Source organism: Streptococcus parasanguinis (assembly GCF_015556095.1).
In the GTDB taxonomy this organism is placed as follows: Bacteria; Bacillota; Bacilli; order Lactobacillales; family Streptococcaceae; genus Streptococcus; species Streptococcus parasanguinis_Q.
The window spans coordinates 1-25,868 of record NZ_JADNLT010000003.1 but is presented as its reverse complement, the minus strand read 5'-3'; the positions used below and the strand labels follow the sequence as shown (position 1 = coordinate 25,868).

The following is a 25,868-nucleotide window of genomic DNA, read 5'->3' as shown; positions in this document are numbered from 1 at the left end:
AGTAAAATGAAGACATTATAGAAAGAGGAGAAAATCATTGCTTACAGTATCAGACGTCTCACTACGTTTTAGTGATCGAAAATTGTTTGACGATGTCAATATCAACTTTACAGAAGGAAATACATACGGTCTCATCGGTGCCAACGGTGCTGGAAAGTCAACCTTTTTAAAAATTTTAGCTGGAGATATTGAACCAACAACTGGTCATATTTCTCTTGGCCCTGATGAACGTTTGTCTGTTTTGCGTCAAAATCACTTTGACTACGAAGACGAGCGGGTCATCGATGTTGTCATTATGGGAAATGAAAAGCTCTACAACATTATGAAAGAAAAAGATGCTATCTACATGAAAGAAGATTTTTCTGATGAAGACGGCGTCCGTGCAGCTGAACTGGAAGGTGAATTTGCCGAACTTGGTGGATGGGAAGCAGAAAGTGAAGCATCTCAATTGCTTCAAAATCTAAATATTTCAGAAGACCTTCATTATCAAACTATGAGCGAGTTAGCCAATGGGGATAAAGTAAAAGTTCTCTTAGCTAAAGCCCTTTTTGGTAAACCAGATGTCCTTCTTTTGGACGAGCCGACCAATGGATTGGATATTCAATCCATTACCTGGTTAGAAGATTTTCTGATTGATTTTGAAAATACGGTTATCGTTGTATCCCATGACCGCCACTTTTTGAACAAAGTCTGCACCCATATGGCGGATCTCGACTTTGGAAAAATTAAACTTTACGTCGGAAACTATGATTTCTGGAAAGAATCTTCTGAACTTGCAGCAAAATTACAAGCAGATAGAAACGCAAAAGCTGAAGAAAAAATTAAACAATTACAAGAGTTTGTCGCACGTTTCTCAGCCAACGCTTCAAAATCAAAACAAGCAACTTCGCGTAAAAAAATGCTTGACAAGATTGAACTTGAAGAAATTGTTCCATCTAGTCGGAAGTACCCATTTATCAACTTTAAGGCAGAACGAGAAATTGGTAACGATCTCTTGACAGTTGAAAATCTTTCTGTCAAGATTGATGGAGAAACCATCCTTGACAATATCAGCTTTATCTTACGTCCTGGTGACAAAACCGCGCTTATCGGACAGAACGATATTCAAACAACCGCTTTAATCCGTGCATTGATGGATGATATTGAATATGAAGGAACTGTCAAGTGGGGAGTTACAACTAGTCGGTCTTATCTACCAAAAGACAACAGTCGTGATTTTGCAGGTGGTGAAAGTATTCTTGATTGGCTTCGTCAATTTGCAAGTAAAGAAGAAGATGACAATACTTTCCTTCGTGGTTTCTTAGGACGTATGCTCTTTTCGGGTGACGAAGTTAACAAGTCTGTCAACGTCTTGTCAGGGGGAGAAAAAGTTCGTGTCATGTTGTCTAAATTGATGCTCCTCAAGTCAAATGTTCTTGTACTGGATGATCCAACCAATCACTTGGATTTGGAGTCTATTTCAAGTTTGAATGATGGATTGAAGAATTTTAAAGAATCGATTATCTTTGCCAGCCATGACCACGAATTCATTCAAACACTCGCCAACCATATTATCGTTCTTTCAAAAAACGGCGTAATCGATCGTATTGATGAAACCTATGATGAGTTTCTTGAAAATGAAGAAGTTCAAGCAAAAGTGAAAGAACTTTGGAGTCAATCATAAAAATAAAGAGCCCTGAAATAATGATTTCAGGCTCTTTCAGTAGAAATATATGAATAAAACAAAGCTAAAAACATCCCTTTTTATAGTATCTTCTTTCCTGATTCCAGCTATCATGATGTTCTTTATTTACCTCTCGCAAGGAATCTACTGGAACAGTGATACATCCCCCTTATTAGGAGATGGTTATCATCAGTATGTCATTTTTGATACCACACTTCGAAATATTTTACACGGGACAGATAGCCTATTTTACAGTTTTCAAAGTGGACTAGGCATTAATTTCTATGCACTCAGTAGCTATTATCTAGGAAGTTTCTTTTCTCCTCTTGTCTTCTTCTTTAATGCACAATCCATGCCGAATGCTGTTTACCTCATCACTCTTCTTAAATTTGGAGCTATTGGGTTAAGCACTTATATTAGTTTACATGGAATGTTTTCTAAAATTCCTAGATCCCTGGTTCTTACCCTTTCAACCTCATTTGCTCTTATGAGCTTTGCTATCAGCCAAATTGAAATCAAAACTTGGCTTGATGTTTTTATCCTAGCACCATTAATTCTTTATGGATTCAAAAAACTCATTTACAATGAGGGAGAGATTCTCTACTTTATCAGCTTAACCAGCTTGTTTATCCAAAATTATTATTTTGGGTTTATGATGTCTATTTTTCTTATTTTATGGTACTTGACACAACTGTCATGGGACATCAAAGGAATTGGAAAACGCTTCTTTCATTTTGTGATTGTATCTCTTTTATCAGTTATAACAAGCCTTGTGATGTTATATCCAACCTTCTTAGATTTACGCACTCATGGAGAAAGTTTTTCAAAGGTTGACAGTATCTTTACAGAAAAAAGTTGGTATCTTGACGTATTTGCAAAAAATTTCATTGGAAGTTTTGACACTACTAAATATGGATCAATTCCAATGATCTACGTGGGATTATTTCCACTTCTATTAGCGATCACCTTTTTCTTTGTAAAGTCGATCAAGTTTCACGTGAAACTTTCTTACTTTATACTCTTGACCATTCTTATTTTGAGTTTTCGTTTTCAATTATTAGATCTCCTTTGGCAAGGTATGCACGCGCCGAATATGTTTCTTCATCGATACTCTTGGATCTTTTCTTTGACGATTATTCTGATGGCAGGAGAAGTACTAAATCGAATAGAGGAGATCACTTGGATTCGTTTTAGTCTTGCTAATTTCCTCCTTATTCTAGGATTTGGAGCAACTGTCCTTTACAGCAGTCACTATAAATTTTTAGATGCTGTCAATTTTATTGTTACTTTTGAATTTTTAATTGCCTTCTATTTGGTCTGTTTAGGATTTATCCTAAAAAAGATACCGCCTAGACTTTTCTATCTTTCGATCCTGTTTTTCTCCATCTTTGAATTATCGGTGAATAGTTATTATCAAATGGAAGGAATTGCGAATGAATGGGTATTTGCTTCTCGGTCATCCTACGAACGAGACTTAAAAGCCATCCAATCCTTAGTAAAAGAGAAGACAGACTCTAATTATCGGACTGAGATTTTACAGCCACAAACGGGCAATGATAGCATGAAGTATGGTTATAATGGAATTTCTCAATTTTCATCTGTACGAAATACGGATGCTAGCTCGACATTGGACAAACTAGGATTTAAATCTGAAGGAACCAACCTCAATCTTCGATACCAAAACAATTCTATTTTAATGGATAGTCTATTTGGTGTTCGCTATAATTTAAGCCAACAACCTGTTCAAAAATTTGGATTTAAAGAGATTGCAACAAAAAATGGAGTCTCACTTTCAGAAAACGAATATGCCTTACCAATCGCCTTTCTGTCAGCAAAACCTTATAAAAATACTTCCTTTACGAATTTGACACTGGATAATCAGACACGATTCATCCATCAAATCACGGATGAAAAATATAAATTTTATAAGAAATTAAATATTCTCTCGCCTACTTCACAAAATACTACATCTTCGTTGCAAACTGCAAAAATTGAAGAAGATAGTCATCTTTCCTACGCAAGTATTCAATATGAAGTAACGGTTCCTGCCCATAGCCAACTATATGTCAATGTTCCAAATTTACAATTTTCAAACGATGATCGAAAAGATATTGAAATCAGCTACAATGGACAGACCCAACGCTATACCATTGATAATGCCTTTCCATTCTTTTCGATTGGCCATTTTGACACAGAGGAAACAGTTACTATTCGTATGAGTTTTCCCGAAAATTCGACAGTCTCCTTTGATACACCAGAATTTTTTGCTCTGGATCTTGACCAATACACACAAGCTATCGCTAGCATTCGTCAGCAAGAAGTTGCTATTCACAAAAAGAAAAACAAATTGGTAGCAGCCTATAACGCAAATAGAGACACTACCCTTATTTTTACACTCCCTTATGATAAAGGCTGGTCAGCTAAACAAAATGGAAAGCCTATCCAAATTCATCGCATCCAGAAAGGATTGATGGGAGTTCGTGTTTCAAAAGGATCCGGAACAGTCACCTTAACATTTGTTCCCCAAGGCTTCATTGAAGGACTCATTGCCTTTTTCGTTGGAATCATTCTCTTTTTCCTCTACGAATGGAGACAAATAAAAAGACGAAAAAGCTAAGGAATCTAACCATCGTTCACTTATAAATAAAAGGCTAGGATAGTAATTATCCTAGCCTTTTTCAAAACAAAAAAACACCCAAATGGGTGCTATACTAGCTCCGCCAGTAGGACTCGAACCTACGACATCATGATTAACAGTCATGCGCTACTACCAACTGAGCTATGGCGGAATGAGATATAGTCCGTACGGGATTCGAACCCGTGTTACCGCCGTGAAAAGGCGGTGTCTTAACCCCTTGACCAACGGACCATATATTCATTAACAGAACATATCCCATTATATCAAAATTTAACTAATTGTCAAGCACTAAATTCTAAATTTTGCTCTTCAATTAATTTTTTGGCACGTTTGATATTACTTCTTGAGATTGGACAAGAATACCCTTCTTTCAACAGCAGCTGTTTCTTTTTCTTATCCATTCCAATGATCATACTTCTATTCACGATAAAAGATTGATGGGGACTGAAATATCTCTCCTCCACATCTTTCTCCAAGACATCTGATAAACTTCCCGCAATTTCTTTTTGAAAATTTTTCCCAACTAAGTTTAATTTATAAGCCGAACCAACAGTTTCAATATAAAGAATATCCTTAAATGGAATTTTTATCTTTTTATCCTTAAAGTCATACTCAAAATAATCTGTCAAATCATCATTTCCAATTTGAATAGTTGTTAGGTACTCAATACACTCCTTTATTTTTAATCTAAATAAATCTTCATTCAAATTTTTATCAATAAAATCTAAGGCAGATACTTTATAACGATAGGTAATCGAAGCGAATTCTGATTTTGTAGTAATAAAAACAATAATGGCATAAGGATTTGCTTCTCGTATTTTTTGAGCAATTTCCAGCCCACAATACTCATTGTCTTGGATATGAATATCTAGAAAATATAATTGATGGATATCCGAATGTTGGATATAATTTTCAAATTCCGAAATTTTACCGGTAGAAATCACTTCAAGTTTAATGTCTAATTCCTTAGCAATTTCTGCAATGTGTTTTTCTACCCGTATCTGTTGAGAGAGCTCATCTTCTAATAAAAAAACCTTCATTCTTGTTCGTATCCTCCAATCTTCAAAACTTGTAAAAAACGATTTCCTTGCAATTCCGTTTCTAAAAACATCGTTCCATAATTTGCTAAGATTTTTCTCACATTATTTAATCCTAGTCCTCTATTTTCTCCTTTTGTCGAATAACCTTCTTCATATATTTTTCTAATATCAAAAGTGATTTCATTTGTTGTATTATGAATCACTAAGTAAACAATTTTTGAAATAGAGAAAATAGCAATATGAACTTTCTTTTCTTCTGCTTCTTTTGAAGCTTCCAAAGCGTTTGTCACTAGAATCCCAACGATTCTCACGATATCTAATAAATCAACTGGTAGTTGCTCGATTGGTTCACTCGTTTCAAAGGTCATTTCCACCCCAGCATCTCTTGCATCCAACCAGCCTCGAATCAAAATACTTCGTAAAGCAGAATCTTTGATATTGACCAAGTTGAATCCTGATAATGCTTCTGTATTGATCTCTTTATAACCTTTTTCCAATACTTCTCTATGGATTCTCTGTATTTCTGGAATATTTTCTTCCTCAATAGCTAATGACATAGAAATAACTAAATTTCCCAAATCATGACGAAATCCCCTAACAATAGAATAGAGACTTTGAATTTCAGCCATATACCGACTCATTTGTTGCTCAGAAAATTCTTTATACTCCAGTTCTAAATTTTTACGATACTGATCTCGCTCGATTTTCATATGGAATAAGCTGACTACAAAAGAGAAAAAACAAATCGTTGCCAACATACTCCCAAAATTTTTAAATTGCGCTTGTTCACTAATCCATAAAGCAAAATTAATCACTACAAATATAGCAAAATAGACGCAGATGAGTCTCTTTAAATATTTTTCAAATTCTTTCTCATAAAAAGGAGTGAAATCAAATTCAAATAAGTCAATTAACTTCAAAATGATTCCTAAAGAGACCAAACGAATACACATATTGTAGACAATCGAGTAAGCTGCTACTAAAGCATCTCCCAACACTGAAGAGACAATTATCGTCAGAAAAGTTGCTGTTCCTTCAACCGCTAAATAAGTAAAAAAAGAATAAAAAATGGCACACAAGCGATTCGTCCGATTGGCATAATGATAATAAGGATATAAATAAACCGGCCATAAGAGCATATTTAAATCAGAGAGTCGAATATTTGAAAATAAAGTCACATCTAAAAATACTAAGAGACTTTCAAAAAGAAGAACAAAGGTGCTCAGCAGAAAGATAAACGCAAATTGATGTTCCTGATAGATTTTTTCGTCCACTAATGCAAACGTCAGAACAATGATCCCTCCCAAGAGAAAAGACAAGATTAATGACTGAATCACACAAATTCTCCCACTTTGTTTTTTCTATTTTATTATACTTTAGTATTATTATAAAAAAATAAAATATTATATACAAAAAATTATAATATAAAATAGCCTAAAATTAAAGGGAATCGGTAAAATTGTAATCTTTTTAATGTTTTTGTTACATGAATGAAAACTATTTTACACAATTTATATAATCTACACTTTGCACTATATAGGGATTGTTAGTTCTTTTTTAAAATATTCCTAATAAATCATTTCATTACTATTAATCTATAGCAAAGTATACAAAAATTAATAGATAACGAAAATTTATACATTTTAACATAAAAGAAAAGATGCAGCAAAAGCTGCATCTTTCATTTGATCCCAGCAGGATTCGAACCTGCGACCGTTCGCTTAGAAGGCGAATGCTCTATCCAGCTGAGCTATGAGACCGAACTTACTTCATTTTAGCAGAAAAAGGAAGGAGCGTCAAGGTTATTTATGGTAAGGACTCCCCTGTTGAATCATGAAAGCACGATAGATTTGTTCCACCAACACTAATTTCATCAACTGATGAGGAAGAGTTAATTGACCAAAGCTCATTAATAGATTTCCTCTTTTTTTCACTTCAGGAGACAGACCAAGACTGCCTCCAATAACAAAAGTAAGGTTTGAATAACCAGATGTCATAATCTGGTCAATCGTTTGACTAAATTTCTCTGAAGGAAATTGTTTTCCTTCGATGGCTAATACAATCACATATTCCTTATCTGAAATCTTAGAGAGAATTCGTTCCCCCTCTTTTTCAAGGATTTGTTGATTTTCGAGTTGACTGGCACGATCTGGAGTTTTTTCATCAACTAACTCAACCTGTTCTACTTTTGCAAATCGACCAAGCCTTTTAATATACTCCGCGATCCCATCTTTTAAGTATTTTTCTTTTAATTTTCCAACGGTTATCAATTTAATTTTCATTCCCCTATTGTAGCATAATTCTTCAATTCCACAAATAATCCACAGCTATAGAAAGGAAATCTATTCTATAAAGTCCTTTTAAAAGCCATTTCTCAACTAAATTCTACAACTTATCCACAATTTGTGGATAACTTTAGTTATTTAAGATATAATTAAGAAAGTTTTTCTATACTCTAGACAATTTGATATCCTTAGGAGGAAAATATGAAATCTTCATCTAATTTACTAAAAAAACTTGGAAACATAGCCCTCATTTTTGTTGTAGGTTTTCTAGGTGGTATTCTTGGAACCTTTTTAACCTTACAAACATCTCATTCTTCTACTTCAAATACTGAAAGTAAGCAAGTCCACTCAACCACTGTTAAAACAGCTTATAAAAATACAACCTCAACTAGTGAGGCCGTAGACAAGGTGAAAAATGCTGTAGTTTCTGTGATTACTTATTCTGATTCTTCGAATCAAGGGTTATTTGAAAAAGAAGAAAACTCTGACTCACAAATTTCTAGTGAAGGTTCTGGGGTCATTTATAAAAAAGAAGGAAAATATGCCTACCTTGTTACCAACACCCATGTAATCAATGGTGCTAAAAAAGTAGATATTCTTTTAGCAGATGGGAATAAAGTCCCCGGAGAAGTAGTTGGATCAGATGTCTATTCTGATATTGCAGTCGTTCGTATTAGTGCGGATAAAGCAAAGGCAGTAGCTGAATTCGGAGATTCAAACCAATTAACAGTCGGTGAGACTGCAATTGCAATCGGTAGCCCTCTTGGAACTGATTATGCGAATTCTGTTACTCAAGGGATCATTTCTAGCCAAGGTCGCAATGTGAATTTGAAAGCTGATAATGGACAAAATATCTCTACACGCGCCTTACAAACAGACGCAGCCATCAACCCAGGGAACTCTGGAGGGCCATTAATCAATATTCAAGGACAAGTCATTGGGATTACCTCAAGTAAAATTTCAAATAATGGACAAACTTCAGTAGAAGGAATGGGATTTGCTATTCCTGCAAATGATGTTGTCAATATTATCAAACAGCTAGAAGAAAAAGGAAAAGTAGTTCGACCAGCTCTTGGAATCCAAATGATGGATTTATCCAACCTTTCAACATCTGATTTAAGCCAATTAAAACTTCCTGAAAAAATCTCTGGAGGAGTACTGGTTCGTTCAACACTTGAAAATATGCCTGCTTCAGATAAATTGCAACGCTATGATGTGATCACAAAGATCGATGATACAGATATCGAGTCAACGGCAGATTTACAATCCGCCCTCTATTCTCACCAAATCAACGATACGATCAAGGTAACATTCTATCGTGACGGAAAACAACAAACAACTTCTATCAAGTTGACAAAATCAACTGAGGATCTGAGCGATTAACTTTCACTTTCTTGACATACTTGTAAACACACCTTTACGAATTTGTAAAGGTGTGTTATTCTATTCATAAGATGGAAAAATTAGAAAAAATAGCGGTAAAGGACATTCGAACCAATCCTTTCCAACCAAGAAAAGTATTTGATCAAGAAAAATTAGAAGAACTGGCTCAGTCAATCAAAGAAAATGGCTTAATTCAACCCATTATTGTCAGAAAATCTCCAATAATTGGTTTTGAATTGCTTGCAGGTGAAAGACGTTTTAGAGCTTCAAAAATTGCTGGATTAGAGCTTGTTCCTGCGATTATTAAAGAGTTAACGGATCAAGAAATGATGCGACAAGCCATTATTGAAAATCTTCAACGAGAAGATCTCAATCCAATTGAAGAAGCTATCTCCTACCAGAAGCTCGTTGATCATGGCTATAAGCACGACCAAATCGCTCAATTTATGGGGAAATCTAGACCCTATATCAGCAATATGCTTCGCTTGTTACATCTAGCTCCCTCTGTTCAAGAAGCAGTCATTCAAAATGATATTTCTTCGGCTCACGCGCGTGTTCTTGTTCCTCTTGATGAGGAAGAGCAGCGCTTTTGGTTGGAGCGAATCAAACAGGATCATTTAAATGTTCGAACATTAGAAAGTAAGATCAGTTCAAAAAGAAAACAGAAAAATAAAAAAGCAAAAGAAAGCTTCCTACTAGAAGAGGAACAACGATTGAAAAAAATATTAGGAACAGATGTGACGATACACTCCTCTTCTCAAAATAAAGGAACTATCCAAATTTCTTTTTCCAGTCTTGATGAATACCAACGAATTATCAACAGCCTTAAATAAGGCTGTTATTTTTATTTTTTATATTGACAAGCTTTTCCACCATAAAAATCTTTTGTAAATAGCAGAAAAATAAGGATATTCTCTAGTTATCCCCATTTTGTGGATAACTTTTAAAAACAATGTGAATTTAAATCCACAACTTGTGGAAAAGTTTAAAACTATAATTTAATTTCATGAAATTTAGCCTGTGGAAAACTATTTTTGTTTGTGGTAGAATAGGAGTACGTATGATTTGATACAATTCAAGAAAAGGAGGGAAGTCTAATAGTGTCACAAGAAGAGCAATTTTGGTCTCGTTTTTTAGAATTAGCCCAATTACAACTAAAAGATAGTGCCTATGATTTTTTTGTCGCCGATTCAAAATTAGTCAAAATAGATGGAGAAACGGCTACCATTTATCTTGATGGAAATTATAAAGAATTATTTTGGGAAACAAATCTAAAAAATGCTTTGATCACAGCCAGCTTTGAAGTCTACAATACAGATTTGAAGTTCCATTTCGTTTTTGAAGATACCGAAGAAATTCCTAGCAATCATAGCGGTGAGAATAGGAGATTATCTTCAGGTAGCTTAACAACCGAACCGTTACCTAAAATTGATACAGGTCTGAAATCAAAGTACACCTTTGATAATTTTGTGCAAGGGGATGGAAATATTTGGGCGAAAGCAGCAGCGCTTGCAGTTTCTGAAAATCTTGCAACAACTTACAACCCTCTCTTTATCTATGGTGGACCAGGGCTTGGAAAGACTCACCTATTGAACGCAATTGGAAATCAAATCCTAGAAAATATTCCAAATGCACGGGTTAAGTATGTTCCAGCAGAAACCTTTATTAATGAATTTTTAGAACATCTTCGATTAGGAGAAATGAAGACGTTCAAGAATACCTATCGAAGTCTTGATCTCTTACTGATTGATGATATCCAGTCACTCGGTGGGAAAAAAGTCACGACTCAAGAGGAATTCTTTAATACCTTTAATGCTCTCCATAGCGACAACAAGCAGATTGTTCTAACAAGCGATCGAAGTCCGGATCATTTAGATAGTCTTGAAGAGCGGCTGGTTACTCGTTTCAAATGGGGACTAACGCAAAATATAACACCACCTGATTTTGAAACTCGGATTGCCATCTTACGAAATAAAATTGAAGATCTAGATTATATTTTTCCTAATGACACACTAGAATATCTAGCTGGTCAGTTTGATTCAAATGTCCGAGACTTAGAAGGTGCCTTAAATGATATTTCTTTAATGGCGAAGGTGAAAAAACTAAAAGAAATTACGATCGATGTTGCAGCTGAAGCTATTCGAGCTCGTAAAAACGATAATAGCAAGACGCTTGTCATCCCCATAGAAAAAATTCAGGAAGCAGTTGGAGCCTTTTATGGAGTCAGTGTAAAAGAAATCAAAGGTTCTCGAAGAGTTCAGAATATTGTCCTAGCACGACAAGTGGCCATGTATCTTTCAAGAGAGATGACGGACAACTCACTTCCTCGAATCGGAAAAGAATTCGGTGGAAAAGACCACACGACTGTCATTCATGCTTATGAAAAAATTAAAAGTATGGTCGACACAGATGATAATCTACGACTCGAAATTCAAAGTATCAAGAAAAAGTTAAATTAATCTGTGGATAACTTCCTCTAAACTTCTAGGGGTTATGCACAATTTTTAAACAAGTAACTTTTTAAGTCATAGATAGGATTCTGAGAGTTTTCCACAACTTCCACACAACCTACTATTACTATTAACTTACTAATCATAAAATAAATAAAAGGAATGACCATGATAAATTTTTCTATTAACAAAACTTTATTTTTACAAGCACTAAATACTACCAAAAGAGCGATCAGTTCAAAAAATGCTATTCCAATCCTTTCCACGATTAAAATTGATGTCACTCCAGAAGGAGTTGCCTTATCTGGATCGAATGGCCAAATTTCAATTGAAAACTTTATTTCTATCAAAGATGAAAATGCTGGTTTACTAGTGACCTCTCCAGGTTCTATCTTATTAGAAGCAACTTTCTTTATTAATGTGGTTTCAAGTTTACCAGATGTTACTTTAGATTTTAAAGAGATTGAACAAAAACAGGTTCTTTTAACAAGTGGAAAATCAGAAATTACACTTAAAGGAAAAGATGCAGATCAATATCCACGTATTCAAGAAATTGCTGCAAGTAATCCATTAGTTTTGGAAACAAAATTATTAAAACAATTAATTAATGAAACAGCATTTGCAGCAAGTGTACAAGAAAGTCGTCCAATTTTGACTGGTGTTCACTTTGTTTTATCAGATAATAAAGAGCTAAAAACAGTAGCAACAGACTCTCACCGTATGAGTCAAAAAGTGATTACACTGGAGAAAAATGGAGACAACTTTGATGTTGTCATCCCAAGTCGCTCTCTTCGTGAATTCACCTCTGTCTTTTCTGATGATATTGAAACAGTTGAAGTTTTCTTTGCAAACAATCAAATTCTCTTTAGAAGTGAACACATTAGTTTCTATACCCGTTTGCTAGAAGGAAATTATCCTGATACAGACCGTCTCATTCCAACAGAATTCAATACAGAGGCAACCTTCAATGTGGCCAACCTTCGATTTGCAATGGAGCGTGCTCGTCTTCTTTCAAATGCGACTCAAAACGGAACGGTTAAATTAGAGTTCAAAAATGGAGTGGTTTCTTCCCACGTTCATTCACCAGAAGTTGGGCGAGTAAATGAAGAGATCGATACGAGCGCCGTTTCAGGAGAGGATTTGTCTATTAGCTTTAATCCAACTTATTTGATTGAAGCGCTCAAAGCTATTGACAGTGAACAAGTTGTTATTCGTTTTATTTCTTCTGTTAGACCGTTTACATTGGTTCCAGAAGGAAATGAACAAGGGTTCATTCAATTGATTACGCCAGTTCGCACAAATTAACAAAGGTGAATCATGTATACGTTAGGTGATTTTGTAGAAATGAAAAAGCCTCACGCTTGTGTGATTAAAGAAACAGGCAAGAAGGCAAATCGTTGGGAAATTACGCGACTTGGTGCAGACATAAAAATCAAGTGTAGCAATTGTGATCATGTGGTCATGATGAGTCGCCATGATTTTGAACAGAAAATGAAGAAAGTACTATAAAAGGTTCAGTCACTTATGTGACCGAACCTTTTCGATTATTTTAATTCTTCAAATTTTCCATTTTTAACTTCTTTGAAACCACTTTGTTTCATCATATCAAAAGTTGATTTGAAGCTGATATAGTCGACTTTTTTATCTTTTTGTGTTGTTACTAATTTCTTTTCAATTAGTTGATCTAAGTCTGCCTTTTCATAATTTAGAGTTGTTTTTTCAACCATATAATCATCTTTGTATTCAGCAGAATGTGTGAATCCTTTGACATCTTTGTATTCTTCATCATATTTATCGATCATTTCCTTTAATTGATCTTTCGTAACTCCCGCCTCTTTGTAATAAATAGTAGTGGTGGTTTGGTTACTGATCGCTTTATCACCTTTATGTTCTAGTGTAATACGAACATCTGTTTTCTTTTCTTGGTTGATTGCCTGAAGATAGGATTTTTGAACAGATTGTTGTCCACAAGCTCCAAGAAGAAAGAGAGTAAAGATAGCGATTAAAGAAAGAAAAATAGATTTCCATGTTTGTTTTTTCATCTGAAAAACTCCTTTGTTCATTGTTAAATAGAGTATACCATATTTATCTTCTTAGAACGTTACAGTTTGATGAAAAAATCTAGTTTCAAAGGTGATGAAATATTTCATTTTTCATCACTTGTCTTTTGAATTATGTTATAATAAAAGAGATTGAAATTTGAACGGAGAAAAAGAAAAATGGCATTAACAGCAGGTATCGTTGGCTTACCAAACGTTGGTAAATCAACCCTATTTAACGCAATTACAAAAGCAGGAGCAGAGGCCGCAAACTATCCCTTTGCGACCATTGATCCAAACGTCGGGATGGTAGAAGTTCCAGATGAACGCCTCCAAAAATTGACGGAAATGATTACTCCTAAGAAGACAGTTCCGACTACTTTTGAATTTACAGATATTGCTGGGATTGTGAAAGGAGCTTCTAAAGGGGAAGGACTTGGTAATAAATTCTTAGCCAACATCCGTGAAGTAGATGCCATTGTCCATGTAGTGCGTGCTTTTGATGATGAAAATGTCATGCGGGAGCAAGGTCGTGAAGATGCCTTTGTTGATCCACTAGCAGATATTGATACCATCAATTTAGAATTAATTTTAGCCGACTTAGAGTCTGTCAATAAACGCTATGCGCGTGTAGAAAAAATCGCTCGTACACAAAAAGATAAGGATTCTGTTGCAGAATTTAATGTTCTACAAAAAATCAAACCAGTTCTTGAAGATGGTAAATCAGCTCGGACCATTGAATTCACGGAGGAAGAACAAAAAGTGGTGAAAGGACTTTTCCTTTTGACTACCAAACCAGTTCTTTATGTAGCCAATGTGGATGAAGATGTTGTTGCAGATCCAGATTCTATCGAGTATGTGAAGCAAATTCGTGACTTTGCGGCAACAGAGAATGCGGAAGTCGTGGTGATTTCTGCGCGTGCTGAGGAAGAAATTTCTGAGCTAGATGATGCAGATAAACAAGAATTTTTAGAGGCAATTGGCCTAACAGAGTCTGGAGTTGATAAACTCACGCGTGCAGCTTACCACTTGTTGGGACTTGGCACTTATTTCACAGCTGGTGAAAAAGAAGTGCGTGCTTGGACCTTCAAACGTGGTATGAAAGCTCCTCAAGCTGCTGGAATCATCCACTCTGATTTTGAAAAAGGATTTATTCGTGCCGTGACCATGTCCTATGATGATTTAGTTAAATACGGTTCTGAAAAGGCTGTAAAAGAAGCAGGACGCTTGCGCGAAGAAGGAAAAGAATATGTTGTCCAAGACGGGGACATCATGGAATTCCGTTTTAATGTATAAGATAGTTAAAAAAATGTAAAGGTTGGAAAAAATATTTCCAACCCTTTTAGTGTTTTGAAAGGAAAGAGATGACGAAATTAATTGTTGGATTGGGAAATCCAGGTGATAAGTATTTTGAAACGAAACACAATGTAGGCTTTATGTTAGTTGATCAAATGGCAAAGTCTTTAAATCTTACTTTCTCCCATGATAAGATTTTTCAAGCTGATATCGCCTCAACATTTTTGAATGGAGAAAAGGTCTATTTTGTAAAGCCGACCACTTTCATGAATGAGAGTGGAAAAGCAGTCCATGCCCTTCTGACTTATTATGGTCTGGATATTGAAGATCTTTTGGTTATTTACGATGATTTAGATATGGAAGTTGGTAAGATTCGTCTTCGAGCGAAAGGATCAGCTGGAGGTCATAACGGAATCAAATCGATTATCAATCATATTGGAACTCAGACTTTTTATCGAATTAAGATTGGAATTGGAAGACCTAAGCAGGGCATGTCAGTTGTTCATCATGTATTAGGAAAATTTGATAAAGGCGATTACATCACTATTCTACAAACAATCGATCGAGTAGAAGAAGCGGTTAACGATTACTTGGTAGAAGAAAATTTTGAAAGAAGCATGCAGAAATACAACGGGTAAGTAGATGAATGTAATTGATTTAGTGAGTCAAAACTCCAACCTTCTATCCTGGCAACAAGGTTTGCAAAAAAATAATAGGGAATTGATCTTAGGATTATCTGCGACCACAAAGGCTATTGTAATGGCTTCAGCCTTTGATTCTATTGAAAAAGCAGTCCTCATCACTTCCAGTTATAACGAAGCAGAACGATTGGCCAGTGATTTTATTGCCTTACTTGGAGAAGAGAAAGTCCATACATTTTTGGGAGATGATAACCCTTTAGCAGAATTTGTTTTTGCTTCACAAGAAAGGCAATTTGCACGATTAGAGGCTTTGAACTTTTTATGCCAAGAAGATCGTCAAGGCATCCTTGTGACCAATGTGAGTGGTATAAAACTACTATTACCTTCTCCTAAAGTTTTTGCATCTAGCATTTTTCAATTGAAGGTTGGTCAAGAAATAGACTTAACTACTCTGAGTGAAACATTACAGAAAATTGGCTACCAAAAGGTGAGCCAAGTTTTGCAACAGGGAGAGTTTAGTCTACGAGGAGATATTTTAGATATCTTTGAGATCGACCAACTCCAACCCTATCGGATTGAATTTTTCGGAGATGAGATTGATGGAATCCGAATCTTTGACCCAGAAAGTCAGCGTTCTGTTGAAAATGTTGAAGAAGTTCAACTGAAGGCAGTGAGTGATCTATTGTTGCAAGAGGAAGATTTTATACGTGCTCAGCAGCAAATAGAACAATTGCAAGAACAGAGTGCAAATGAAGAATTTAAATCTTATCTAGCAGAAATTCTGGGAGATATTTCTCAAAGGAAACTCCATCCGGATCTTAGAAAATTTATCAGTTTCTTTTACGAGAAGCAATATACCCTATTCGATTATCTCCCTAAACACACTCCAGTCTTTCTGGATGATTATCAAAAAATAGCAGATCAAATAGCGAGATTTGAATTAGATACAGCTAATCTCTTGACGGAAGATTTACATAAAAATAGAGCTTCTTCTCGCCAAGTGTATTTTGCAGACACCAGTACAACATTACGAAAATATACGCCTGCAACTTATTTTTCAAACTTTCAAAAAGGATTGGGAAATCTGAAGTTTGATCATTTGTATCAATTCAATCAATATCCCATGCAGGAGTTTTTTGGACAATTTGATTTACTAAAAGAGGAAATTGAACGGTATCGAAAATCAAACTATACTGTTATTGTCCAAGCAACTTCTCATCACAATCTTCAACAGCTCCATAAAAATTTAGAAGAGTATGGGATTCGATTAGATTATATTGATGGGGATACGATCATTCCTCAAGCTAGTCAATTAGTCGTTGGAGGATTAGCTCACGGTTTTCAATTTGTTGATGAAAAAATTGTCTATATTACAGAATCAGAGATTTATCAGAAAAAGATCAAACGAAAGATTCGCAGGCAAAATATTTCCAATGCAGAACGCCTAAAAAATTATAATGAACTGGAAAAAGGGGACTATGTTGTTCACCAAGTTCATGGTATTGGTCAATATTTGGGAATTGAAACGATTGAAATTTCGGGTGTCCATCGTGATTATGTTTCAATTCAATATCAAAATGGAGATCGCATCTCGATTCCTGTCGATCAGATTCAGATGTTGTCCAAATACGTTGCAAGTGATGGAAAAACGCCAAAAATTAATAAGTTAAATGATGGGCGTTTCCAAAAAACGAAGCAAAAGGTTCAGACCCAGGTGGAGGACATTGCGGATGATTTGATAAAACTTTATGCGGAGCGTAGTCAATTAGAAGGCTTTGCCTATTCCCAAGATGATGAAAACCAAGAGGCTTTTGAACAAGATTTTCCATATATTGAAACAGATGACCAATTACGTTCCATTGAAGAAATTAAAAAAGATATGGAATCGAATCGTCCGATGGACCGATTGCTGGTTGGAGACGTCGGTTTTGGGAAAACAGAGGTCGCTATGCGAGCAGCCTTTAAGGCAGTAAATGATCATAAACAAGTAGCAGTGTTGGTTCCTACCACTGTTCTTGCCCAACAACATTATGCCAATTTTAAGGAGCGTTTTGAATCTTTTGCAGTAGAGGTTGCTGTTTTAAGTCGTTTCCAGAGTAAGGCAGAGCAGAAAGAAACGCTTGAAAAGTTGAAAAAAGGACGAGTGGATATTATTATTGGAACTCACCGGCTCTTGTCCAAAGATGTTGTTTTTTCAGACTTAGGCTTAATCGTGATTGATGAAGAACAACGTTTTGGAGTGAAGCACAAAGAAACCTTGAAAGAATTGAAAAAAAAGGTGGATGTGCTTACCTTGACAGCTACCCCTATACCTCGAACTCTTCATATGTCTATGCTAGGAATTCGAGATTTGTCTGTCATCGAAACACCTCCGACCAATCGGTATCCTGTGCAAACTTTTGTATTAGAGACCAATCCAACCATTATTCGAGATGCTGTGTTGCGGGAGATGGATCGTGGAGGACAGGCCTATTATCTTTACAATAAGGTAGATACAATTGAACAAAAGGTGTCTGAATTAAAAGAGTTGATTCCAGAGGCTTCGATTGGCTTTGTTCATGGCCAGATGAGTGAAGTTCGCCTGGAAAATACCCTGTTGGATTTCATTAATGGCGAATACGATGTCTTAGTGACGACAACCATTATTGAGACAGGTGTGGATATTCCAAATGCCAATACACTCTTTATTGAAAATGCGGATCATATGGGGCTTTCAACGCTTTATCAACTAAGAGGTCGTGTGGGACGAAGCAATCGAATTGCTTATGCTTATTTGATGTATCGTCCAGACAAATCTCTTACAGAAGTGTCTGAAAAACGTTTAGAAGCTATTAAAGGTTTTACTGAGTTGGGTTCTGGATTTAAAATTGCTATGCGAGATTTATCAATCCGTGGAGCAGGGAATATCCTTGGAGCTTCTCAATCTGGTTTCATCGATTCAGTTGGTTTTGAAATGTATTCTCAATTGTTAGAAGAAGCTATTGCTAAGAAACAAGGCCAAGAGCATCGCAGGCAAAAGAGCAATGCAGAGTTGAACCTTCAAATAGATGCATATTTACCTAATGAATATATTTCAGATCAACGTCAAAAAATTGAAATTTACAAACAAATTCGTGAAATGAATTCTGCAACGGACTATGAATACTTGCAAGATGAATTGATCGATCGTTTTGGAGAATACCCAGATGTTGTCGCCTACCTACTTGAAATTGGTTTAGTGAAAGCTTACTTGGATCAAGTCTTTGTCCGTCTTGTTGAAAGAAAACAACAAAAAGTGACAGTGAAATTTGAATCTATTGCCAAACAACTGTTTTTAACACAGGATTATTTCAAAGCTCTGTCAATGACACAGTTAAAGGCACAGATTGCAGAAGAAAAGGGATTGATTGAAGTGATCTTCGATATTCGAAATAAGAAAGATTTTGAAATTTTAGAAGCTCTGAAGCAATTTGGTAAAACCTTATTGGAAATTAAACAAGAAAAAGAAGAGAACTAGCAGTTCTTAGCTCATTTTTCGCATTTTATGTATAAAAAATGATACAATACTATGTTAGAGGTGACAGTATGAGATTAGATAAATATTTAAAAGTTTCTCGCATTATTAAGCGTCGCCCTGTTGCAAAGGAAGTTGCAGATAAAGGGCGAATCAAAGTCAATGGAGTATTAGCCAAAAGTTCAACGGATTTGAAAGTGAATGATCAAATTGAAGTTCGTTTTGGAAATAAAGTATTGACGGTTAAAGTCTTGGAAATGTTGGATAGTACAAAAAAAGAAGATGCATCCAAAATGTACGAAATAATTAGTGAAACAAGGATAGAAGAAGATGCCTAAAAATATCGTTCAAATGAACAATAAATATATCAAAGACGAAAGTCAGCGAAAACGTTTTTTAGAAGAAGAAAGAAAAAAACGCAATCGTTTTCTGGGGCTCGTTTTGATATTGGTCATGTTACTGTTTATTCTTCCAACTTATAATTTAGCCCAGAGCTATCAATCGCTACAAGATAAAAAAGAACAATACAAACAGTTGGAAAAAGAGTATAAAGAAACAAGTGAACAAAAAGAATACCAACAAGACATCGCTAAAAAATTAAAAGACGATGATTATGCAACAAAATATGCACGCGCTAAGTATTCTTTTTCAAAAGATGGTGAATATGTTTATACCATCCCAGATTTACTTCCCCAATAACCGATGGAAAATATCTTACAAACAGTTAAACAATTTCTTGAATTTTCGGATGAAAAATTAGAGGAATTAAAAAAGAAAAACCAAATGATCAAACTTCAAAAGGATGAAAAGGAAAGGAATACAGGTGTCTAAACGATTTCTGCTCCTATTGTTAGTTCCAATTTTATTTATTGGGTCTCAAGCAGCGAGTATCGAGCAGTCTGAGTCTTCTCAGACAATGGCTCATCCATCAGAACTTTATTTTTCTTCAATTCCAGCGAACCCGAATGTCTATCACAAAATTTCTGTTTTTTCTGATCCTCAGTTGAAAAAAGCAAAAGGAGAAATTCTTCCCAACACACCGTTTACAATCGAACAACTCTTTGTAAATAATGAAGGGAAAGCTGTATTTAAAATAGCAGATAAAGGATATGTATTAGCAGATTCTTCTGTCATTTTTTCTGATGTTGTACAAGAAACACAAGAAAAAAAACAAGACATGTGGCTAAAACCTGGTTTTAAAGTGTACGACCGACCCTTAATAAATGGTGCAAAGGAAAAAAATACATCTCTTTCTCCTTATACAAAAGTGACAGTCTTACGTACAGCTAAGACTTTACGAGATGAGTTTGTGGAGATTGAAGGTCAGGGCTGGGTGAACAAATCATTCGTTACTGAAAAAGATAATCGAATGGAAAAAGTTCAGGACTTGTTAAATAGTAAATACAATTCTCCTTCATATGGAATCTATGTAAAACAATTAGAGACTGGAAATACTGCTGGAATCAATCCGCAAAAAGAAATGTATTCTGCCAGTGTAACGAAATTACCATACTTGTACTACGTCCAAGAACAGCTCAATAAAAAAGCCATTTCTCCAACTACAACCTACAAATATATTCCAGAAGTCAATGATTTCAAAGGTGGCTATGAACCAGAAGGAAGTGGTAGCCTTTCAAAAACACCAGATGGAAAAGAATATAGTGTTCAAGAGTTGGTAGATAAGATTGCAAAAGAATCAGATAATGTTGGACATAATATCTTGAATTATTATGTCACTCATCAATCAGATCAAGACTTCCAAAAAACTTTGGATAAAATTGCAAAGAAACATTGGGATGTTGAAAAAAGAGAAGCATCCGCTGAAATGGCTGGCAATGTCATGGAGGCTGTCTATCAACAAAATGGCCCTATTATTGATGCACTCTCCTCTACAAAATATGACGATCAACGGATTGCGCGTGACCTTCCAGTAAAAGTTGCTCATAAAATTGGAGATGCCTATGATTTTAGACATGATGTTGCGATTGTATATACAAATTCACCCTATGTAATAGCCATTTTTACAGATCATTCGAATTATGATACGATTTCCAACATTTCAAAAGATATCTATGAGGTATTGAAATAATGGAAAAGCGATTTTTAGAGTTTTGTGAAAAACAAGATCTATTTACTCCCCATCGCCGTGTTTTGGTTGCCTTATCTGGTGGATTGGATTCAATGAATCTGTATGAACTTTTATATAAGAATAAAGAACGATTGAAAATCCATCTGGTACTCGCTCATGTCAATCATGGACAAAGACCAGAATCAGATTTAGAAGAAAGTGAACTTCGAACGCTAGCTGATAGGCGAGATACACGTATCTATGTGGCTCACTATTTGGGTGATTTTACAGAAGCAAAAGCTCGTACCTTTCGTTATGATTTTTTTAAACAGATTATGGAAAAAGAGGATTGCACCGCTTTAGTAACAGGTCATCATGCAAACGATCAGGCTGAAACAACTTTCATGCGCTTGGTACGAGGAACAAAATTACGCTATTTAAGTGGCATTCCTGTACGCCAACCATTTGGCAAGGGTGAGTTAATTCGTCCTTTGTTAACTTTTACCAAAGATGAGTTGATGAAAATCCCTCACTTTGAAGACAGTAGCAATGACTCACAGGACTATTTTCGAAATCGTGTACGCCATCAATACCTTCCAGAATTTGAAAAAGAAAATCCCCAAATGCAAGCAAGTCTTCGCTATTTAGCAGAGGAAGTGAATCATTGGCACCAAGCACTAAAAGAATTGACTAGCAAGTTAAGCATTCAAGATTTAGCTTCTTTTAGAACGTATTCTCATTCTGTACAATCATTCTTATTAGAAGAGTATTTGGCACAATTTCCAGATTTGCAACTTGGTAGGGCCCAGTTTCAAGAATTATTAGATTTACTGCGAAAAAAAAGAAATTGCATTCATTATTTAAAGTCGAATTATGAACTACATCAAGAATATGATTTCTTTGAAATACGAAAAATCAGTCAAAAGTCGGATGACCAACCCCTTCCTTTTTTGTTAGAATTTGGGAATATCTTTGATATTGCAAATTATAAACTATCTTTTGGACAACCATTAGTAGGGGAAAATGTAGAAATTCTTTCTGTTTCACGCGAAACTCCCATCTTAATTAGAGGGAGAAAGGAAGGAGATCACCTGCTTGTTAATGGCCACCATCAAAAATTAAGACGGTGGTTTATCAACCATAAAATTCCAATTTCGCTTCGACAAAAAGCTCTCATTATAGAACAGAATCATAATATTCTTTCTGTAGTGGGATTGGTAACGAGTGATTTGAGTAAGCTCTCAAAAAGTGGTATAATGAAAGATAGTCTTTATATTCAAAAAATAGATAGGTAAAAACATGTTAGAAAAAGATATAAAAAAAGTATTGGTTTCACATGATGAAATTGTAGAAGCAGCAAAGAAATTGGGTGAAACCCTAACAAAAGAGTACCAAGGGAAAAATCCAATTTTTGTTGGAATTTTGAAAGGCTCTGTTCCATTTATGGCAGAGTTGATCAACCACGTGGATACACATATTGAATTGGATTTTATGCTGGTTTCAAGTTATCATGGTGGTACGGCAAGCTCAGGTATTATTAATATTATCAAGGATATCGACCAAGATATTACTGGTAGAGATATTTTATTTGTAGAAGATATTATCGATACAGGTAAAACCCTCAAGAGTCTAAAAGAACTCTTTGAAGAACGAAATGCAGCATCTGTGAAGATTGCTACCTTACTGGATAAACCTGAAGGACGTTTGGTTGAGATTGAAGCAGATTACACCTGCTTTACGATTCCAAATGAGTTTGTTGTAGGATATGGTTTAGACTATGATGAAAATTATCGTAACCTACCCTATGTTGGTGTATTAAAAGAGGAAGTGTACTCAAAATAGAGGAGAATAGATGAATAACAGAAAAAATAACGGTTTTGTCCGAAATCCATTTCTGTATTTGTTGATTATTGTAGCGGCTGTGACAGGGTTCCAGTACTTTTTTGCGGGTAATGGAGTTGGTCAAAGTCAGCAAATCAACTACACAGAATTGGTCAAAGAAATTAAAAATGACAATGTAAAAACGATCAGTTACCAACCAAATGGTAGTGTGATTGAAATTGCAGGGACCTATAATAAAGCTAAAGAATCAAAAGATGATACAGGAATTCAATTTTTTACCCCAAGTGTTCAAAAAGTATCTCGCTTTACTAGTGTCATCCTTCCATCTGATATCACCGTCAATGAATTACAAAAATTAGCAGCTGACCACAAAGCAGAAATCATCATCAAGCGTGAGAGCTCAAGTGGCATGTGGATAACAATTCTCACTTCAATTGTTCCATTTGTTATCGTCATGTTCTTCTTCTTCTCAATGATGAACCAAGGCGGTGGCGGAGGTGCCAGAGGTGCAATGAACTTTGGTCGTAATAAAGCCCGCGCTGCTAATAAAGAAGATATTAAAGTTCGTTTTTCAGATGTAGCAGGAGCTGAAGAAGAAAAACAAGAACTTGTTGAAGTTGTTGAATTTTTAAAAGATCCAAAACGCTTTACTAAATTGGGTGCAAGAATCCCAGCAGGTGTGCTTCTTGAAGGCCCTCCCGGAACTGGTAAAACCCTTTTAGCAAAAGCAGTAGCTGGTGAAGCTGGAGTGCCATTCTTCAGTATCTCTGGTTCTGACTTCGTTGAAATGTTTGTCGGAGTCGGTGCTAGCCGGGTTCGTTCACTTTTTGAAGATGCTAAAAAAGCAGCTCCAGCCATTATCTTTATCGATGAAATTGATGCTGTTGGGCGCCAACGTGGTGTAGGTCTTGGTGGTGGAAATGATGAACGTGAACAAACCCTCAACCAGCTCTTGATTGAGATGGATGGTTTTGAAGGTAACGAAGGAATCATTGTTATCGCAGCAACTAACCGTTCTGATGTCCTTGACCCTGCCCTTCTTCGTCCTGGCCGTTTTGACCGTAAAGTATTGGTTGGACGTCCAGATGTGAAAGGTCGTGAGGCAATTCTTCGTGTTCATGCTAAGAATAAGCCACTTGCTCAAGATGTGGACTTGAAATTGGTTGCTCAACAAACACCAGGATTTGTCGGTGCTGATCTCGAAAATGTTTTGAACGAAGCAGCCTTGGTTGCAGCTCGTCGAAATAAAAAAGTAATTGATGCTGCTGATATCGATGAAGCAGAAGATCGTGTTATTGCAGGTCCATCTAAGAAAGATCGGACGATTTCACAAAAAGAACGTGAAATGGTTGCTTATCACGAAGCTGGTCATACAATCGTTGGTCTGGTCTTATCAAATGCTCGTGTAGTTCATAAAGTTACGATTGTTCCACGTGGTCGTGCAGGCGGTTACATGATTGCCCTTCCTAAAGAAGATCAAATGTTACTTTCTAAAGAAGATATGAAAGAACAATTAGCTGGGCTCATGGGAGGACGTGTTGCCGAAGAAATTATTTTCAATTCGCAAACAACGGGTGCTTCAAATGACTTTGAACAAGCTACCCAAATGGCGCGTGCAATGGTGACAGAATATGGTATGAGTGAAAAACTTGGACCGGTCCAATATGAAGGAAATCATGCAATGTTTGGTGCTCAAAGTCCACAAAAAATGATTTCAGAACGAACAGCTTACGAAATTGATGAAGAAGTTCGTAGTCTGTTGAATGAAGCCCGTAATAAAGCGGCAGAAATTATTCAAGGAAATAGAGAAACGCATAAATTAATTGCGGAAGCTCTATTAAAATATGAAACCTTGGATAGTGTTCAAATTAAATCATTATATGAAACAGGAAAAATGCCTGAAAATTCAGAGCATGAATTAGAAGAAGAAGCAAAACCTCTATCATATGATGAGATTAAGTCAAAATTAGAAGAAAACAACTAATTCAAAAGAAGGAAAATATTTCCTTCTTTTTTTATTAAAAAAGTGTTGACAGAGTTAAAATATTCTGTATAATAGAATATGTTGTAAAAATGGTCCGTTGGTCAAGGGGTTAAGACACCGCCTTTTCACGGCGGTAACACGGGTTCGAATCCCGTACGGACTATCGATAAACTGTCACCAAGTGGCAGTTTTTTTGTGTATTTGGAAAAAATAGTTAAAAATAATAACCAAATAGTTAAAAAAACGTGCAGAATAGAAAAAAAGTCCAATGGGCTTCTTTATTTTTATAAAATACAGATAAAAGTAAAGGAGAGCTTATGGAATTTAATAAAATGTATCAAAAAGTAAAATATATCGTAAGAAAATGTGAAAAAGAATATTATATTCAATTATGGGAAAAAGATGATTGGGAACAAGAAGGACAGCTAACACTCTTTGAACTTTATCAAAAAAATCCTGAAATTGAAACAAATGAAGAATTACTTTATACATATTTCAAAACAAAATTTAGAAATCATATTAAAGATAAAATAAGACAACAGGAAAGTGATAAAAGAAAAATAAATAGACTTCCATATATTGAAATTGGAGAAATTAGTCACAGAATTTCATCAAGAAAAATATATTTAGATGAGCTGGTTGTTCTGAGAGATGCATTAAAACGTTTTAAAGAAAAATTAACCGTAAAAGAAAAAGAACAATATGAAGCATTACTAGCAAACAGAAGATGTCTAGGAAAAACAAAAATGAAAAAGAAATTAGAGAACTATTTAAAGGACTTTAAAAATTCGATTTAAGAACTAAAAGTTGACAGTGTATAAATGAACTTTCAAAAAAATAAAATTTTTTGAGAAAAAGTGTTGACAGTAAGGAAAGGTCATGATATACTAATATAGTTGTCGCGCGAGAGCGGCAAAGACCTTTGAAAACTGAACAAGACGAACCAATGTGCAGGGCGCTATAACGAAAGTTATAGTAACTGAACAATAAAAAAACAATAAATCTGTCAGTGACAGAATGAGTTTAAGACAAACAATTATTTTAAT

The 25,868-nt window shown here is 35.4% G+C and carries 22 protein-coding genes and 4 tRNA genes; 19 read left to right on the top strand and 7 right to left on the bottom strand.

The annotated features are described in order from the left end of the window. Window positions 1-37: 37 nt before the first annotated feature. The gene (locus tag I2E70_RS04340) at window positions 38-1,663 is read left to right on the top strand and encodes an ATP-binding cassette domain-containing protein (protein WP_049486042.1); all 1,626 of its coding nucleotides are present in this window, start codon (window positions 38-40) and stop codon (window positions 1,661-1,663) included. 49 nt (window positions 1,664-1,712) lie between these two features. After that, window positions 1,713-4,280 carry a YfhO family protein gene (locus I2E70_RS04335; RefSeq protein WP_195423602.1) on the top strand — a complete coding sequence of 856 codons (2,568 nt, stop codon included), beginning with the start codon at window positions 1,713-1,715 and terminating at the stop codon, window positions 4,278-4,280. A 98-nt stretch (window positions 4,281-4,378) separates the two neighbouring features. Here I2E70_RS04335 and I2E70_RS04330 read toward each other — a convergent pair. From I2E70_RS04330 to rlmH, 6 genes are all read right to left on the bottom strand, one after another. Beyond that, window positions 4,379-4,452 (bottom strand) — tRNA-Asn (locus I2E70_RS04330). 8 nt (window positions 4,453-4,460) lie between these two features. After that, window positions 4,461-4,532: transfer RNA gene (locus I2E70_RS04325), tRNA-Glu, on the bottom strand. A gap of 50 nt (window positions 4,533-4,582) precedes the next feature. Beyond that, entirely contained in the window at window positions 4,583-5,341 is a 759-nt protein-coding gene (locus I2E70_RS04320; protein WP_195423600.1) for a response regulator transcription factor, read from the bottom strand. Further along, window positions 5,338-6,678 carry a sensor histidine kinase gene (locus tag I2E70_RS04315; RefSeq protein WP_070660492.1) on the bottom strand — a complete coding sequence of 447 codons (1,341 nt, stop codon included), beginning with the start codon at window positions 6,676-6,678 and terminating at the stop codon, window positions 5,338-5,340. The genes I2E70_RS04320 and I2E70_RS04315 overlap by 4 nt, the downstream gene beginning before the upstream one ends. Window positions 6,679-7,027: 349 nt before the next feature. After that, window positions 7,028-7,101 (bottom strand) — tRNA-Arg (locus I2E70_RS04310). A 42-nt stretch (window positions 7,102-7,143) separates the two neighbouring features. Then, entirely contained in the window at window positions 7,144-7,623 is a 480-nt protein-coding gene (gene rlmH, locus I2E70_RS04305) for a 23S rRNA (pseudouridine(1915)-N(3))-methyltransferase RlmH (RefSeq protein ID WP_003009233.1), read from the bottom strand. Between the two features lie 204 nt (window positions 7,624-7,827). Here rlmH and I2E70_RS04300 point away from each other — a divergent pair, with 204 nt between their 5' ends. From I2E70_RS04300 to I2E70_RS04280, 5 genes are all read left to right on the top strand, one after another. After that, window positions 7,828-9,009: a S1C family serine protease gene (locus tag I2E70_RS04300; RefSeq protein ID WP_155125168.1), complete on the top strand. Its 1,182-nt coding sequence runs from the start codon at window positions 7,828-7,830 to the stop codon at window positions 9,007-9,009. A 71-nt stretch (window positions 9,010-9,080) separates the two neighbouring features. Next, window positions 9,081-9,842, top strand: coding sequence for a ParB/RepB/Spo0J family partition protein (locus I2E70_RS04295; RefSeq protein ID WP_049495811.1), 762 nt, complete (start codon window positions 9,081-9,083; stop codon window positions 9,840-9,842). A 267-nt stretch (window positions 9,843-10,109) separates the two neighbouring features. Further along, the gene (gene dnaA / locus I2E70_RS04290; RefSeq protein ID WP_129824946.1) at window positions 10,110-11,468 is read left to right on the top strand and encodes a chromosomal replication initiator protein DnaA; all 1,359 of its coding nucleotides are present in this window, start codon (window positions 10,110-10,112) and stop codon (window positions 11,466-11,468) included. 159 nt (window positions 11,469-11,627) lie between these two features. Beyond that, on the top strand, window positions 11,628-12,764 hold the full coding sequence (gene dnaN / locus I2E70_RS04285) for a DNA polymerase III subunit beta (protein WP_021154169.1): 1,137 nt from the start codon (window positions 11,628-11,630) through the stop codon (window positions 12,762-12,764). A 12-nt stretch (window positions 12,765-12,776) separates the two neighbouring features. Further along, window positions 12,777-12,968: a DUF951 domain-containing protein gene (locus I2E70_RS04280; RefSeq protein ID WP_003002008.1), complete on the top strand. Its 192-nt coding sequence runs from the start codon at window positions 12,777-12,779 to the stop codon at window positions 12,966-12,968. Between the two features lie 35 nt (window positions 12,969-13,003). Here I2E70_RS04280 and I2E70_RS04275 read toward each other — a convergent pair whose 3' ends face one another. After that, window positions 13,004-13,501 (bottom strand): DUF1307 domain-containing protein, encoded by a 498-nt coding sequence (locus I2E70_RS04275; protein ID WP_037608180.1) that lies wholly within the window; start codon window positions 13,499-13,501, stop codon window positions 13,004-13,006. A gap of 177 nt (window positions 13,502-13,678) precedes the next feature. On the opposite strand from I2E70_RS04275, the gene ychF reads away from it, so the two are divergent. The 12 genes from ychF to I2E70_RS04220 all read left to right on the top strand — a co-directional run bounded on the left by ychF (window position 13,679) and on the right by I2E70_RS04220 (window position 25,619). Continuing rightward, window positions 13,679-14,794: a redox-regulated ATPase YchF gene (gene ychF / locus I2E70_RS04270; protein ID WP_003010773.1), complete on the top strand. Its 1,116-nt coding sequence runs from the start codon at window positions 13,679-13,681 to the stop codon at window positions 14,792-14,794. Window positions 14,795-14,862: 68 nt separating this feature from the next. Then, window positions 14,863-15,432 (top strand): aminoacyl-tRNA hydrolase, encoded by a 570-nt coding sequence (pth, locus tag I2E70_RS04265; RefSeq protein ID WP_021154173.1) that lies wholly within the window; start codon window positions 14,863-14,865, stop codon window positions 15,430-15,432. A gap of 4 nt (window positions 15,433-15,436) precedes the next feature. Next, entirely contained in the window at window positions 15,437-18,931 is a 3,495-nt protein-coding gene (mfd, locus tag I2E70_RS04260) for a transcription-repair coupling factor (protein ID WP_195423597.1), read from the top strand. A 68-nt stretch (window positions 18,932-18,999) separates the two neighbouring features. Further along, window positions 19,000-19,266 carry an RNA-binding S4 domain-containing protein gene (locus I2E70_RS04255; RefSeq protein ID WP_003002258.1) on the top strand — a complete coding sequence of 89 codons (267 nt, stop codon included), beginning with the start codon at window positions 19,000-19,002 and terminating at the stop codon, window positions 19,264-19,266. Next, complete coding sequence (locus tag I2E70_RS04250) at window positions 19,259-19,627, top strand: FtsB family cell division protein (RefSeq protein ID WP_003009251.1); 369 nt, start codon at window positions 19,259-19,261, stop codon at window positions 19,625-19,627. The genes I2E70_RS04255 and I2E70_RS04250 overlap by 8 nt, the downstream gene beginning before the upstream one ends. Before the next feature lie 3 nt (window positions 19,628-19,630). Then, entirely contained in the window at window positions 19,631-19,759 is a 129-nt protein-coding gene (locus I2E70_RS10640) for an SP_0009 family protein (RefSeq protein ID WP_003009253.1), read from the top strand. Continuing rightward, entirely contained in the window at window positions 19,752-21,017 is a 1,266-nt protein-coding gene (locus I2E70_RS04245) for a serine hydrolase (protein ID WP_416385330.1), read from the top strand. The genes I2E70_RS10640 and I2E70_RS04245 overlap by 8 nt, the downstream gene beginning before the upstream one ends. Continuing rightward, window positions 21,017-22,291 carry a tRNA lysidine(34) synthetase TilS gene (gene tilS, locus I2E70_RS04240; RefSeq protein ID WP_195423593.1) on the top strand — a complete coding sequence of 425 codons (1,275 nt, stop codon included), beginning with the start codon at window positions 21,017-21,019 and terminating at the stop codon, window positions 22,289-22,291. The genes I2E70_RS04245 and tilS overlap by 1 nt, the downstream gene beginning before the upstream one ends. Before the next feature lie 4 nt (window positions 22,292-22,295). Further along, window positions 22,296-22,838 (top strand): hypoxanthine phosphoribosyltransferase, encoded by a 543-nt coding sequence (gene hpt, locus I2E70_RS04235; RefSeq protein ID WP_003018402.1) that lies wholly within the window; start codon window positions 22,296-22,298, stop codon window positions 22,836-22,838. Between the two features lie 10 nt (window positions 22,839-22,848). Further along, the gene (ftsH, locus tag I2E70_RS04230; RefSeq protein WP_195423591.1) at window positions 22,849-24,822 is read left to right on the top strand and encodes an ATP-dependent zinc metalloprotease FtsH; all 1,974 of its coding nucleotides are present in this window, start codon (window positions 22,849-22,851) and stop codon (window positions 24,820-24,822) included. A gap of 91 nt (window positions 24,823-24,913) precedes the next feature. Further along, a tRNA-Glu gene (locus tag I2E70_RS04225) sits at window positions 24,914-24,985 on the top strand. 154 nt (window positions 24,986-25,139) lie between these two features. Then, a complete protein-coding gene (locus I2E70_RS04220) occupies window positions 25,140-25,619 on the top strand; it encodes a sigma-70 family RNA polymerase sigma factor (protein ID WP_003009261.1) in 480 nt (159 codons plus the stop codon). Window positions 25,620-25,868 lie beyond the last annotated feature (249 nt).